Genomic DNA, 13,437 nt, shown 5'->3' with positions numbered 1-13,437 from the left:
CAACACCGGAGACAAACCATGACAGACAACACGGCACGCAGCACCGTATCCCCCTCACAGAACGCACAGCGCCTCACAAGGCGCACGCTGCTCGCCGCCGCCATGACCAGTGCCGTGGTGCCCGCGTGGACCTTTGCCCAGGGGGCAGACAGGCCGGTGCGCCTGGTGCTGCCTGTCAGTGCGGGCTCGGGGGTGGATGGCGTTGCGCGCGTGCTGGGCCCCAGCCTGGGCAAGGCGCTGGCGCGGCCGGTGGTGGTGGAAAACTACCCCGGCGCCGGCGGCATCACGGGCACGACGATGATCGTGAAGGCGCCCAAAGACGGCTCCATGCTGGGCATGGTGTCCAACAACCATGCCGTCAACCCCAGCGTGTTCAAGAACATTCCGTATCACGCGGTGGACGACATCACGCCGATCACCCTGATTGGCGCCACACCCTTTGTGCTGGTGGCGCACCCTTCGGTGGCGGCCAAAAACGTGCGCGAACTGGTGGCCCTGGCCAAGGCCCAGCCGGGTGTGCTGAACTACGGTTCGTCGGGCAACGGCACCATCCTGCACCTGGCGGCGGAGATGTTCGTGCACGAGGCGCAGGTGGATATCAAGCACATTCCCTACCGGGGCATGGGGCCGCTGACGGCCGATGTGCTGGGCGGGCAGATCCAGATGGCGTTCATCGCCGTGGCCGTGGCGGCGCCCCATGTGAAGTCGGGTGCGCTGCGGGCCATAGGCCTGTCGTCCACCACACGCTCCCCGCTGCTGCCCGACCTGCCAACGATTGCCGAACAAGGCCTGCCCAACTACGCCCTGGACGGCTGGGTGGCCGTGGTGGGGCCGGCCGGTCTGCCCCGGGCAGAAGTGGACCGGGCCTACAACGCCGTGCGCAGCGCCGTGGCAGCACCGGAAGTGCGCGAGGCCCTGCTGGCGCAGGGCTACCAGCTGCAAAGCCCCGCGCCCGATGCCACGGCTGCGTTCTTCCGCAGCGAGGTGGATCGCATGGCCAAGCTGGTCAGGCAGTCCGGGCTGAAACTGGATTGAATGCTCATGTTTTTATAGCTGTTAGCGCTTATCCATAAAGCGCTGGAGCCATATTTCAATCAAATTTTGAGCGACGGCGTGCCCGCTGCGGCCGGCACGCCAAAAAGCACAACGCCCCAGCACCATGGTGGTATCTGGGGCGACCGATGCAGCCCCGTTGCCAAGGGCCTGCCCATGTGACCGCAATGCGGTTTACAGCGAGTCGATAAAGCTGCGCAGCTTGTCCGAGCGCGAAGGGTGCTTGAGCTTGCGCAGCGCCTTGGCTTCGATCTGGCGAATGCGCTCGCGCGTCACGTCGAACTGCTTGCCCACTTCTTCCAGCGTGTGGTCGCTGGTCATCTCGATACCGAAACGCATGCGCAGCACCTTGGCTTCGCGGGGGGTGAGGCCATCCAGGATGTCCTTGACCACGTCGCGCAGGCCGGCCTGCATGGCGGCTTCGATAGGCGCGGTGTTGGCGCCGTCCTCGATGAAGTCGCCCAGGTGGCTGTCATCGTCGTCGCCGATGGGGGTTTCCATCGAGATCGGCTCCTTGGCGATCTTCATGATCTTGCGGATCTTGTCCTCTGGGATCTCCATCTTGGCCGCCAGGATGGACGCATCGGGCTCAAAACCAAACTCCTGCAAGTGCTGGCGGCTGATGCGGTTCATCTTGTTGATCGTCTCGATCATGTGCACCGGGATGCGGATGGTGCGTGCCTGGTCGGCAATGCTCCTTGTGATGGCCTGGCGGATCCACCAGGTCGCATACGTCGAGAACTTGTAGCCACGGCGGTATTCGAACTTGTCCACCGCCTTCATCAGGCCGATGTTGCCTTCCTGGATCAGATCGAGGAACTGCAAGCCGCGGTTGGTGTACTTCTTGGCAATCGAGATCACGAGGCGCAGGTTGGCCTCGATCATTTCCTTCTTGGCATCGCGCGAGGTGGCTTCACCTTCGTTCATGCGCTTGTTGATGCCCTTGAGCTCCGCCAGCGGCACCACCACGCGCGACTGCAGGTCGATCAGCTTTTGCTGCAGGTCCTGGATGGGCGGTACGTTGCGCGCAATGATGGACGACCAGGGCTTGCCGGCGGCGGCCTGCTTCTCTACCCACTGCAGGTTCAGCAGATTGGGCGGGAAGTCCTTGATGAACGTCTCCTGGGGCATGCCGCACTTGTCCACGATGATGCGGCGCAGCTCGCGCTCCTTCTTGCGCACGTCGTCCACCTGGCCGCGCACCATGTCGCACAGCTTCTCGATGGTCTTGGCGGTGAAGCGGATGGTCATCAGCTCTTCCGACAGGGCCTTCTGCGCCTTCTGGTAGTTGGGCGTGCCGTAGCCTTCCTTGTCGTACACCTTGTGCACTTTTTCAAACAGCTCGCGCAGCTTGTCAAAGCGCTCCAGCGCCTGCTTCTTGAGCTCTTCGAGCTTCTTGGTCAGCGCCTTGCTGCCACCCTTGCCGTCGTCATCGTCGGCCTCGTCGAATTCATCGAAGTCTTCTTCGGCCACATAGTCGTCGGCCTCATTGGGGTTGGAGAAGCCGTCCACGATGGTCGAGATGACGACCTTGCCTTCGCGGATTTCCTCACCCATGTTGAGGATCTCGGCGATGGTGGCGGGCGATGCGCTGATCGCCTCCATCATGGCCATCAGGCCGCCTTCGATGCGCTTGGCGATTTCGATTTCGCCTTCGCGGGTCAAGAGCTCCACGGTGCCCATCTCGCGCATGTACATGCGGACCGGGTCGGTGGTGCGGCCGAATTCCGAGTCCACGGTCGAGAGCGCGGCTTCGGCGGCTTCTTCGGCTTCTTCCTCGGTAGCGCCAGCGGGGGCGTTGTCCGTGATGATCAGCGCTTCGGCATCGGGCGTCTGCTCGTACACCGCCACGCCCAGGTCGTTCAGCGTGGTGATGACGGCTTCGAGGGTTTCGGCATCGACCAGCTTGTCGGGCAGGTGGTCGTTGATTTCAACGTGCGTGAGGTAGCCGCGTGTCTTGCCCAGCTTGATCAGGGCCTTCAGGCGCGCACGGCGCTTGGCCATGTCTTCTTCGGACAGGACGGTTTCGTCCAAGCCGAACTCCTTCATCAAGGCGCGTTCCTTCGCCTTGCTGATCTTCATGCGCAGGGGCTTGACCTTCTCGACCGTGGCTGCGGTTTCGGTGGTCTCTTCGACTTCACCTTCCAGGTCGGCTTCGATGTCCGACAGGTCGGTGTCGTCGCCACCTTCGTCGCTGGCGGCTGCAGCCTTGGGCTTGCGTCCGCGCTTGGCAGGGGCCTTGGCTTCGGCGGCGCCTGCCGCCTTGGCGGGGCGGCCGGGGCGCTTTTTCGGGGTGTCGTCGTCTTCGGATACTGCGGCGGCCTTGGCGCGGGCAGGCTTTTTCTTCAGCAATTCATCGGCAGCTTTGGTCAGCTCGGCAGAACTTTTCACGGGCACAGTTTTCACTTTCTTGGCAACCGGGGCGGGCGCGGCGGCGGCCTTTTTGGGGGCAGCCTTGGCCGGGGCTTTGGCAGCGGTTTTGGAGACAGCCTTGGCGGCGGGCACTGGAGCAGACTTGGATGGCTTCGCGGACTTTTGAGCGGGCATGGAACAACCTCAGGATCAAAAACGGACACAAAGAAAACGCAAGCGCCTCAGGTCCCGGCGCGGGTGGCAACGCAAAGCTACAAGGGCTTTGCGCTTGAGGGGAGGCCCTCAGCGGCAAGATGTCTGGGCGATCATTTGGTGTGCAGTCCTTGCGATGGGTGGACGGTTGTGCGCGTTTGTCACGGTGGCCCGGCTCGGAGGTGCTGCTGTCGCTCTTGCCAATAACTAACCCTACATTATACCTTTGGCGCAGATTTCAAGCCGCTTTTGCCGCTGCGTTCTGCAAGGCGTTGCGCTTTTGCTCCAGGGCGCGGTAGCGCTCCAGCGCCGTTGGATCCTGCGCCACCTGCAGCACCAGCAGCTTTTGCTGCTCCTTGATGTCCTCGATCTGCATGCGGTTGAGCAGGTCGCGCAGCTCCAGCCGCAGTTCCTGCAGCGCGCCTTCGGTCTGCGCGTGCGAACCCGTCATCACCTTCACGGCCAGCGCCTCGCATTCGTGGTCGCGCAGGCTCTCGCGCAGTACCGCCCAGGCCAGCGGGCCGTACTCGTGAAACTGCGCCTCCAGCCAGACAAACAGCGGGCCGTGGGGGGCGGGCTGGGCGCTCAGGGTGGCGTGATCGTCGTGCGTCAGCTCTTCCAGAAACGCCATGTGCGACAGCAGCAGGCGCGCGGCGTGGTCGGCGCGGCTGGCCGTGGGCGCGCGTGGCAGGCGCGGCTGGGGTGGCCAGGGGGCGTCTCTGTCCTTTTTCTTCCAGGTCCCCGTTTTCCAGTCCCCTGTGCCTTTGCGGAACGGCGGCTTGCTGTAGCCCGTGGCGTAGCCGGAAGAGGGGGCCTCTGCGTATGTGCTCCATGCGTCGGGGCCGGGGGCGCCCGCCCAGGGCGGCACGTCCTCGGAGGGCGATGGTGCGTGGTAGCCCGCCGTTTGCGCACCGCGGCCGCCAGGCCCGGGGGGCCTTGGCTGGTCGCGGCCCTGGCCCGGGCCCCACAGGTCGGCCAGGTCTTGAGCTTTGAGCTGGGTCAGTTCCGCCAGCTCGCCGAGCACCTGGCGCTTGAGCACGCCGTCAGGCAGTGCCGTCCACAAAGGCCGGGCGTTGCTGGCCATGTGGGCGCGGCCTTCTGCCGTGCCAAGGTCGCAGTGCTCGCTGGCCGCCTCGACCAGGAAGCGGCTCAACGGCATGGCATCGCCCACCAGGCGCGCAAAGGCTTCGGTGCCGTGCGCGCGGATGAAACTGTCTGGATCGTGCTCGGCGGGTAGAAAGAGAAATTTGATGCTGCGCGTGTCCGTGGCGTGGTGCAGGGCGCCGTCCAGGGCCTTGCGCGCTGCGCGCCGCCCGGCAGCGTCACCATCAAAGCTGAACACCACCGATTCGGTGAAGCGCAGCAGCTTTTGCACGTGCTCGGGCGTGCAGGCTGTGCCCAGCGTTGCCACGGCGTTGGGAAAGCCCAGCTGCGCCAGTGCCACCACGTCCATGTAGCCTTCGGTGACCAGGGCGTAACCTGCCTCGCGGATGGCGGTGCGGGCCTCGAACAGCCCATAAAGCTCGCGGCCCTTGTGGAACACGGGAGTCTCGGGCGAGTTGAGGTACTTGGGTTTGTCGTCGCCCAGCACACGTCCGCCAAAACCGATGCATTCGCCCTTCACGTTACGGATGGGGAACATCACCCGGTCGCGAAAGCGGTCATAGCGCTTGCCGCCATCCTCGTCGTTCACGATGACCAGGCCGCTTTCTTCCAGCAGCGGGTCGTCGTAGCTCGCGAACACACTGGCCAGGCTGCGCCAGCCCTCGGGCGCATAGCCCAGGCCATAGCGCTTGGCGAGAGTGCCCGACACGCCCCGGCCCTTGAAGTAGCCGATGGCCCGCTGCGACTCACGCAGGTGCCGGCGGTAGGCGTCAGCGGCTTTTTCCAGCACGTCGGTCAGCGTGGCCTGCTTCTGGCGGGCAGCGGCGGCGCGTTCTTTTTCCAGGGGGGACACGTCATCGTCCGGCACCTGCAGCCCCACGCTCTGGGCCAGGTCCTGCACGGCCTCGACAAACCCCATGCCCGCATGGTCCATCAGGAAGCTGATGGCATTGCCGTTTTTTCCACAGCCAAAGCAGTGATAGAACTGCTTGGCCGGGCTCACACTGAAAGAGGGGGATTTTTCGCCGTGAAAGGGGCACAGGCCCATCAGATTGGCGCCGCCTTTCTTGAGCTGTACATAGCGGCCCACGATGTCGACCACATCGACGCGGGCAAGCAGCTCCTGAATGAAAGACTGAGGGATCGTCACGGCGCTATTGTCCGCGTAAACTGTTTGTAACCAGATCTTGCAGAAGCGGGGCGATGGGCATGGCACACAGGGCACGGTGCGCGGTGGATGGGGCGGTCACTTCGGTGCGGCGGTCGCTGCGGCGCCGGGACGTGGCCGTGCTGCTGCCGCTGGCCGCTGCAGCCCTGTGGCCCGCAGCGGTGCACGCGGCGCCGGTGCTGCGTGTGCTGTCCTGGCCGGGCTATGCCGACCCGGATATCGTGGCCGACTTCGAGAGGCGCCACCGGGCGCGGGTGGAGATCACCACCGTGGCCTCTGACGACGTGCTGCGTGCCAAGCTGGCCAATCCGCAGGGCACCGGTTTTGACCTGGTGGCGGCCAACACGGCCGAAATCGCACGGCTGGTGGCGCGACGCCTGCTCACACCGTTGCCACTGCACAACATCTCCAACACCCAGCACCAGCTGCCGCGCTTTCGGCAACTGCACGCCATTGCGGGCATTGCCCAAGGCACGGATGTCTACGCCATGCCCTACACCTATTCCGAGATGGGGCTCATCTACGACCGCGGGCAGTTTGCCCGGCCTCCGGGCTCCATTGCCGTGCTGTGGGATCCGCGCTGGCAGGGGCGTGTGCTGGCGTTCATCGGCAGCAGCCACGGCTTTTCGCTCGCGGCCATGTACCGGGGCGTGCCGCCCTTCCAGATCCCGGTGGGGCAGTTGGGCCCGCTGGCCAAAGACCTGGTGGCCTTGCGCCGCAATGTGCGTGCGTTCTACAGCCTGCCCGAAGAATCGCTGGAACTGTTTCGCAAGCACCGCATTGCGGTCATGCATGCCAACTACGGCCAGCAGCAGCTCAAGCAGCTGCGCGATGCCGGGCTGGATGTGGGCTATGTGGTGCCGCGCGAGGGCGCACTGGCCTGGCTGGACTGCTGGGCCATCACCCGCCAGTCCACCCAGGTTGAGCTGGCCGCCGAGTGGATCAACTACATGCTGGAGCCCGCCGTCAGTGGTGCGCTGACCCGCCGCCAGGGCCTGGCCAACACGCTCGAAGAGCCACCAGCGCTGTCGGCCGATGCCCCGGCCGGCGCCATCGTGTGGCTGGAGCCCGTGGAAGACGAAGCGCGGCGTGCCCAGCTGTGGCAGCGCATTCTGTCGGGCGACCGGCCGAACCGGTTCTGAGCCATGAAAACCCGCGTGAAATGGGGCATTGCGCTGCGGCTGGGGCTGTTGCTGGCATCGTTCAGCGTGTTTGCGGCCATTCTTGCGGGCTACTACACCTTCGACTCCAGCCGCGAGCGGCTGCAGGGGCGGGCCGAGCAGGCGCTGCTGGCCACCACACACGTGCTGGCGCGCCACATGCAGGCCGGCTTTGGCACCGTGGCGCGGGATACCGCGTTTCTGGCCAGCGTGGCGGCCAGCGAGCAGGACAAGTCGGCGCTGGCAGACGTGTTCAAGGCCAGCCTGGTCACCCATCCCAGCTATCTGCAGATCCGCTTCATTGGCGTGCAGGACTTTGGGCTGGAGCAGGTGCGCATTGACCGCAAGGGCGACGCGTGGATCCGCGCCAGCGAGGACGAACTGCAGGAGAAAGCGCATTTCCCCTTTGTGTTTGAAACCCTGGCGCTCGCGCCGGGCGAGGTCTATGTCTCGGAGTTCGGCATCAACCACGAAGGCGCAGCCGACGCAGAGCCCATCCCCGTGTTCAGCATGGCCTCGCCGGTGGTGCGGGGCGGGCAGGTGCGGGGCGTGGTGGTGCTGCGGGTGGCGGCGCAGCCGTTTTTGCGCGATTTCAACACCGCACTGCCGGTGCCCTACGGTTTCTATCTCAGCAACCGGTGGGGTGATTTTCTGGTGCATCCCGATGCGGACCAGTCCTTTGGCTTTGATCGGGGGCAGCGCATCCTGATCCAGGAAAGCTTTGCGCCCGTGGCTGCGCTGATCGATGGCCGCCAGCAGGAAGTGGTGCTCAGCCAGCCGGGCACTGATGACGAGGAAGCCCGCGTCTACTCCTTTGTGCGCATGCCGTATGGGCGTGAAGGTGAAGGGCGGTTCATGGTGGTGGGCCTCTCGCAGCCGCTGGCTGCGGTGCAGGGCGAGGTGGTGAGCCTGGGCAACAGCATCCTCAAGATCCTGCTGGTGCTCAGTGCGGTGGGCGTGGTGCTGGCAGCGCTGGTGTCGCGCGCAGTCACGCAGCCCCTCAAGGCCATCGTGCAGGCCACGCAGGCGGTCACGCTGGGGCGCGCGCACGCCACGCTGCCCGTGCACCGGGACGACGAGGTGGGCGAGCTGGCGCGCAGCTTTCAGGACATGGAGCAGCAGATCCACCGCCAGATGACCGAGCTGAACGCCAGCCGCGACGCCATGGCCCACCTGGCGCACCACGACGCGCTCACCGGCCTGCCCAACCGCCGCATGTTCGAGCAGCGCCTGGCCCAGGTGCTGGAGCTGTCGCGCCGCAGCGGCCGCAGCTGTGCCCTGCTGTTTGTGGATCTGGACGACTTCAAGGCCATCAACGACACGCGCGGTCATGCCGTGGGCGACCTGGTGCTGCAGGCCGTGGCCCGCACCATCACGGGTGCCGTGCGGCAGGTGGACACCGTGGCCCGGCTGGCCGGGGACGAGTTCACGGTGCTCTGCGAAAACGTGGACTCCGAACAAGCAGCGCTGCAGATCGTGACCAAGCTGCAGCACGCGTTCATGCTGCCGCTGGACATTGAGGGCCGGCCCCTGCCCGTGCGCGCCAGCATCGGCCTGAGCCTGTTCCCGCGCGACGCGCAGGATGCGCGCACACTGATGACCAGCGCAGACGCGGCCATGTACCGCATCAAGCAAAGCCGCCGGCAGGACAAGGCATGAGCTGCCCCCATTGGCGCTGCGGTTTCACACAGGTTGGCCGGTGTTGCCTCCATGTCAGCCAGTGGCGCTAGGCTGTCGCTTGTTCACCTTATTGCCTGATCTTCTTGCACTGACCCATGACCTCCATCTTTGACCAGCACCTGCCCCGCAACGAAGCCAACTTTGCCGCCCTGTCGCCCCTGTCGTTCATCGAACGCACGGCCGAGGTCTACCCCGACCGTCTGGCCATCGTGCACGGCGAGCTGCGCCAGACCTGGGCCCAGACCTACGCCCGCTGCCGCCAGCTGGCCAGCGCGCTGACCAAGGCAGGCATCGGCAAGAACGACACCGTGGCCGTGATGCTGCCCAACACACCCCCCATGGTGGAGGCGCACTTTGGCGTGCCCATGGCGGGCGCCGTGCTCAACACCCTCAACACCCGGCTCGACCCCGAGGCCATCGCCTTCATGCTGGATCACGGCGAGGCCAAGGCCGTGATCGTGGACCCGGAGTTCAGCGGCACCCTGGCCAAGGCGCTGGCCCTGCGCACCGCCCCCACGCCCCTGCGCGTGATCGAGGTGCAGGACGCGCTCTACGGCCCCGCCGTGCAAAGCCTGGGCGGCACCGACTACGACGCCTTTGTGGCCAGCGGCGACGCCGCCTTTGCCTGGAGCCTGCCCGCCGACGAGTGGGATGCGATAGCGCTCAACTACACCAGCGGCACCACCGGCAACCCCAAGGGCGTGGTCTACCACCACCGGGGCGCCGCCACCAACGCCATCAGCAACGTGCTGGAGTGGGACATGCCCAAACACGCGGTGTACCTGTGGACGCTGCCCATGTTCCATTGCAACGGCTGGTGCTTTCCCTGGACCATCGCAGCGCGTGCTGGCGTCAACGTGTGCCTGCGCCGCGTGGACGCACAAGCTATCTTCGACGCCATCCGCAACCACGGCGTCACGCACTACTGCGGCGCGCCCATCGTGCACGGCCTGCTGGTCAACGCGCCCGATGCGATGAAGGCGGGCATCCCCGCAGGCGTCAAGGCCATGGTGGCGGGCGCCGCGCCGCCGGCCTCGATGATCGAGGGCATGGAAAAGATGGGGTTTGACCTGACCCACGTGTACGGCCTGACCGAGGTGTACGGCCCGGCCACGGTGTGCGCCAAGCACGAGGCCTGGGACGGCCTGGACATCGGCGAGCGCGCCCGCCTCAACGCCCGCCAGGGCGTGCGCTACCACCTGGAGCGCGACGTGCGCGTGCTCGACCCCGAGACCATGCTGCCCGTGCCGCAGGACGGCGAAACCATGGGCGAGATCATGTTCAAGGGCAACATCGCCATGAAGGGCTACCTGAAGAACCCCAAGGCGACGGAAGAGGCCTTTGCGGGCGGCTGGTTCCACAGCGGCGACCTGGCCGTGCAGTACCCCGACGGCTACATCAAGATCAAGGACCGTAGCAAGGACATCATCATCTCGGGCGGCGAGAACATCTCGTCCATCGAGGTGGAAGACGTGCTCTACCGCCACCCTGACGTGCTGGCCGCCGCCGTGGTGGCCAAGCCCGATGCCAAGTGGGGCGAGACACCCTGCGCGTTTGTGGAGCTGAAGGCCGGTGCGCAGACCACACCCGAAGACATCGTGGCCCACTGCAAGAAGCACCTCGCGGGCTTCAAGGTGCCCCGCGCGGTGGTGTTTGGCGAGCTGCCCAAGACCAGCACCGGCAAGATCCAGAAGTTCGAGTTGCGCAAGCAGGCGGGCTCGGCGGCGGCTATCGACCTGTGATGAACTTGCAAAAATGATAGCTGCCAGCGCTTGCTGGCTAAGCGCTAGCGGCCATTTTTGCTTAGTATTTAAGAGCACACACTGCGCAGCTTGCCAGCCCGCCCAAGGCACGGCACGATGCAGGGCATGACTGCACCCGCGCCCCTGAACCCCGCCGCTCTGTCTGCGGACAGCGAACACACCATCCACACCCTTGGGCAGCTCGAATCCCTGCTGGGCACGCCCAGCGAAGCCGCAGTTGCCAAGGAGCTGCCCCGCGTGCACCCCGGCTACCGCGCCATGATCGAGGCATCCCCCTTTGCCGTGCTGGCCACCCAGGGCCCCGGCGGGCTGGACGCATCACCGCGCGGCGACCCGGCTGGCTTTGTGCAGGTGCTGGACGACGACCAAACCCTGCTGCTGCCCGAACGCCGCGGTAACCACCGCGCCGACAGCCTGCGCAACATCCTCACCGACCCGCGTGTGGCGCTGCTCTTCCTCATACCCGGCGTGGGCGAAACCCTGCGGGTGAACGGCCGCGCGCACATCAGTGTGGCGCCCGATCTGCGGGCGCGCTTTGTGGTCAACGGTAAGCCGCCCCAATGCGTGCTGGTGATCAAAGCCGAATCGGTGTACTTCCAGTGCGCGCGCGCCATCCAGCGGTCCGGCTTGTGGGACTCCGTTCCGCCTGGCACGCCCCGGCCCGTGCCCACGCCAGGCGCGCTGCTCGCGTCCATCACGCACGGCAGTTTTGACGGCGAAACCTACGACCGCGAACTGCCAGCACGCCAGCAGGCCTCGCTGTACTGAGAGGCTGAGAGGAAATCGGTCGTGCCCGCCTTGACGCCCCAAACCACCGCCCGCGGCGTTGCAAATGCGCGCCATAGCCCGAGTTACGGCTGTGCTTTGCGCCTTGCTGGCGGCGCTTTGGCGCACCCTTTCGGGCACGCCCGACTCCCTCTCAGCCTCTGAGCCGAACTGGTCCAACGAAAAGAACAGGCGGACGCATGGACGGCGTATGGTGGGTGGTGGTGCTGGGCGCGGCGGCCGCGGGCTTTGTGCAAGGCCTGTCGGGCTTTGGCTTCAGCATGGTGGCCATGTCCTTCTGGGCCTGGACTTTGGAGCCCCGCCTGGCCGCCGTGCTGGCCGTGTGCGGTGCACTCACCGGGCAGATCGTTGCGGCCGCCACGATGCGGCGCGGCTTTGACACAGCCCGCCTGCTCCCTTTTGTGCTGGGCGGCTTGGCGGGCATCCCCCTGGGTGTGGCCTTGCTGCCCCGGCTGAACATGGACGCCTTCAAGCTCGTGCTGGGCACGCTGCTGGTGCTGTGGTGCCCGGCCATGCTGCAGGCCCGCCAGCTTCCCCACATCACCGCTGGCGGCCGCGTGGCGGATGCGGCCGTGGGCCTCTCGGGCGGTGTGATGGGCGGCCTGGGCGGCTTCACCGGCGTGCTGCCCACGCTGTGGTGCACCCTGCGCGGGCTCGACAAGGACGTGCAGCGCGCCATCATCCAGAACTTCAACCTGGCCATGCTGCTGGTGACCTTCGCCACCTACGCCTCCACCGGCCTCATCACCCGCGCCACGCTGCCCCTGCTGGCACTGGTGATTCCGGCCATGCTGGTGCCGTCACTGCTCGGCGCCCGGCTGTACCTGGGCATCAGCGAGGCGCGGTTCAAGCAGGTGGTGCTGGGGCTGCTCACGCTGTCAGGCGCGGCGATGCTGGTGGCGAGTGTGCCGAAGCTGTTGGCAAGGTGGGGGTGATCGAGAGAATGCTCACCTATTGATAGCTGCTAGCGCTTGATAGACAAGAGCTAGAGGCTGATTTGGTCAATATTTTTCCGTTTGTGCCCAACGCAGCGTGTCATTTCATGTGCTGCATCGAATCCAGCGGACTGGCCGTGCCACCAGCCGCCACCTTCAGGACATGGGTGTAGATCATGGTGGTAGACACATCGCTGTGGCCCAGCAACTCTTGCACGGTGCGGATGTCGGTGCCCGACTGCAGAAGGTGTGTGGCAAAGCTGTGGCGCAGTGTGTGCACAGACACGGGTTTGTAAATACCGGCCTGGGCTACCGCCTTCTTGACGGCCCGCTGCAGCCGCTCCTCAAACAAGTGATGCCGCCGCTGCACGCCCGAACGTGGGTCCACAGAAAGGGTGGGTGAGGGAAACAGCCAGAACCAGCCCCATGTGTGTCCCACCTGGGGGTACTTTAGCTCCAGCGCATGCGGCGTTTGCACACCACCGCGCTGCGCCTGCCGGTCCTGTTCCCACACGCCTCGCGCGTGCAGCAGCTGCGAGCGCAGCGTGGGCCCCAGGGTGCGCGGCAGCATGACGACCCGGTCTTTGTTGCCCTTGGCCTCCCGGACGATGATCACATGGCGGTCAAAATCCACATCCTTGACGCGCAGGCGAAGCCCCTCCATCAGCCGCATGCCTGTGCCATACAGCAATTGCGCCAGCAAACGCATGTCTGCATCCAGAAACTGAAACAAGGCAGCGACCTCATCCCGCGTCAAAACGCTGGGAATGCGCCGCTTCTGGGCGGGGCGGTTTACGCCCTCCAGCCAGGGCAAATCGACGCCCAATACTTCGCGATAGAGAAAAAGGACCGCGCTGAGTGCTTGGTTGTGGGTAGAGGCAGACACGTGCCGTTCTGTTGCCAACATCGTGAGGAACGCTTCGACCTCGGCCGCCCCCATGTCGCGCGGGTGCCGCATGACCCCGCCACGCCCGTGCCAACGGATGAAAAAACGCACCCAGTGCAGATAAGCCTTTTCGGTGCTGAGGCTATAGTGAAGGTAGCGAATGCGCTCCCGGACCTGATCCAGAAGGCGGGGGGAGCGCAAGTCAGGCGTGCCGGGTTTCATGGAATTTTTATACCTGTGTTTTTACACAGTGTATCGGCCGCCACCTCAAGCTGCAAGCCACTTTCAGGAGGTTCCCGTGTCCAGAATATCCCGCAAGGTCCAGTTTATCCCGCAG

At 65.4% G+C, this 13,437-nt stretch carries 9 protein-coding genes; 6 read left to right on the top strand and 3 right to left on the bottom strand.

Annotated features, from left to right (window positions below; genetic code table 11):
• Positions 1-18: 18 nt before the first annotated feature.
• Positions 19-1,035, top strand: coding sequence for a tripartite tricarboxylate transporter substrate binding protein (locus tag KYG_RS16035; protein WP_008905975.1), 1,017 nt, complete (start codon positions 19-21; stop codon positions 1,033-1,035).
• Between the two features lie 192 nt (positions 1,036-1,227).
• Here KYG_RS16035 and rpoD read toward each other — a convergent pair whose 3' ends face one another.
• Positions 1,228-3,600: an RNA polymerase sigma factor RpoD gene (rpoD, locus tag KYG_RS16030; protein WP_034694982.1), complete on the bottom strand. Its 2,373-nt coding sequence runs from the start codon at positions 3,598-3,600 to the stop codon at positions 1,228-1,230.
• Positions 3,601-3,856: 256 nt separating this feature from the next.
• Entirely contained in the window at positions 3,857-5,872 is a 2,016-nt protein-coding gene (gene dnaG, locus KYG_RS16025; protein ID WP_008905973.1) for a DNA primase, read from the bottom strand.
• Between the two features lie 53 nt (positions 5,873-5,925).
• On the opposite strand from dnaG, the gene KYG_RS16020 reads away from it, so the two are divergent.
• The 5 genes from KYG_RS16020 to KYG_RS16000 all read left to right on the top strand — a co-directional run bounded on the left by KYG_RS16020 (position 5,926) and on the right by KYG_RS16000 (position 12,214).
• Positions 5,926-7,032 (top strand): PotD/PotF family extracellular solute-binding protein, encoded by a 1,107-nt coding sequence (locus KYG_RS16020; protein ID WP_008905972.1) that lies wholly within the window; start codon positions 5,926-5,928, stop codon positions 7,030-7,032.
• Positions 7,033-7,035: 3 nt separating this feature from the next.
• Positions 7,036-8,709, top strand: coding sequence for a diguanylate cyclase domain-containing protein (locus KYG_RS16015; RefSeq protein ID WP_008905971.1), 1,674 nt, complete (start codon positions 7,036-7,038; stop codon positions 8,707-8,709).
• A 116-nt stretch (positions 8,710-8,825) separates the two neighbouring features.
• The gene (locus KYG_RS16010) at positions 8,826-10,472 is read left to right on the top strand and encodes an acyl-CoA synthetase (RefSeq protein ID WP_008905970.1); all 1,647 of its coding nucleotides are present in this window, start codon (positions 8,826-8,828) and stop codon (positions 10,470-10,472) included.
• A 117-nt stretch (positions 10,473-10,589) separates the two neighbouring features.
• Entirely contained in the window at positions 10,590-11,261 is a 672-nt protein-coding gene (locus tag KYG_RS16005) for a pyridoxamine 5'-phosphate oxidase family protein (protein ID WP_008905969.1), read from the top strand.
• 197 nt (positions 11,262-11,458) lie between these two features.
• A complete protein-coding gene (locus KYG_RS16000) occupies positions 11,459-12,214 on the top strand; it encodes a sulfite exporter TauE/SafE family protein (RefSeq protein ID WP_008905968.1) in 756 nt (251 codons plus the stop codon).
• Between the two features lie 100 nt (positions 12,215-12,314).
• On the opposite strand, the gene KYG_RS15995 is transcribed toward KYG_RS16000, so the two are convergent.
• The gene (locus KYG_RS15995) at positions 12,315-13,322 is read right to left on the bottom strand and encodes an integron integrase (RefSeq protein WP_008905967.1); all 1,008 of its coding nucleotides are present in this window, start codon (positions 13,320-13,322) and stop codon (positions 12,315-12,317) included.
• Positions 13,323-13,437 lie beyond the last annotated feature (115 nt).

Source organism: Acidovorax sp. NO-1 (genome assembly GCF_000238595.1).
In the GTDB taxonomy this organism is placed as follows: domain Bacteria; phylum Pseudomonadota; class Gammaproteobacteria; order Burkholderiales; family Burkholderiaceae_C; genus Acidovorax.
This window is presented reverse-complemented; position numbering and strand designations above follow the sequence as displayed.

What these genes read in the sequence shown, in the direction of transcription:
- KYG_RS16035 (WP_008905975.1), top strand. Translation starts at nt 19, where the DNA reads ATGACAGACAACACGGCACGCAGCACCGTATCCCCCTCACAGAACGCA.
- rpoD (WP_034694982.1), bottom strand. Translation starts at nt 3,600, where the DNA reads ATGCCCGCTCAAAAGTCCGCGAAGCCATCCAAGTCTGCTCCAGTGCCC.
- KYG_RS16020 (WP_008905972.1), top strand. Translation starts at nt 5,926, where the DNA reads ATGGGCATGGCACACAGGGCACGGTGCGCGGTGGATGGGGCGGTCACT.
- KYG_RS16015 (WP_008905971.1), top strand. Translation starts at nt 7,036, where the DNA reads ATGAAAACCCGCGTGAAATGGGGCATTGCGCTGCGGCTGGGGCTGTTG.
- KYG_RS16010 (WP_008905970.1), top strand. Translation starts at nt 8,826, where the DNA reads ATGACCTCCATCTTTGACCAGCACCTGCCCCGCAACGAAGCCAACTTT.
- KYG_RS16005 (WP_008905969.1), top strand. Translation starts at nt 10,590, where the DNA reads ATGCAGGGCATGACTGCACCCGCGCCCCTGAACCCCGCCGCTCTGTCT.
- KYG_RS16000 (WP_008905968.1), top strand. Translation starts at nt 11,459, where the DNA reads ATGGACGGCGTATGGTGGGTGGTGGTGCTGGGCGCGGCGGCCGCGGGC.
- KYG_RS15995 (WP_008905967.1), bottom strand. Translation starts at nt 13,322, where the DNA reads ATGAAACCCGGCACGCCTGACTTGCGCTCCCCCCGCCTTCTGGATCAG.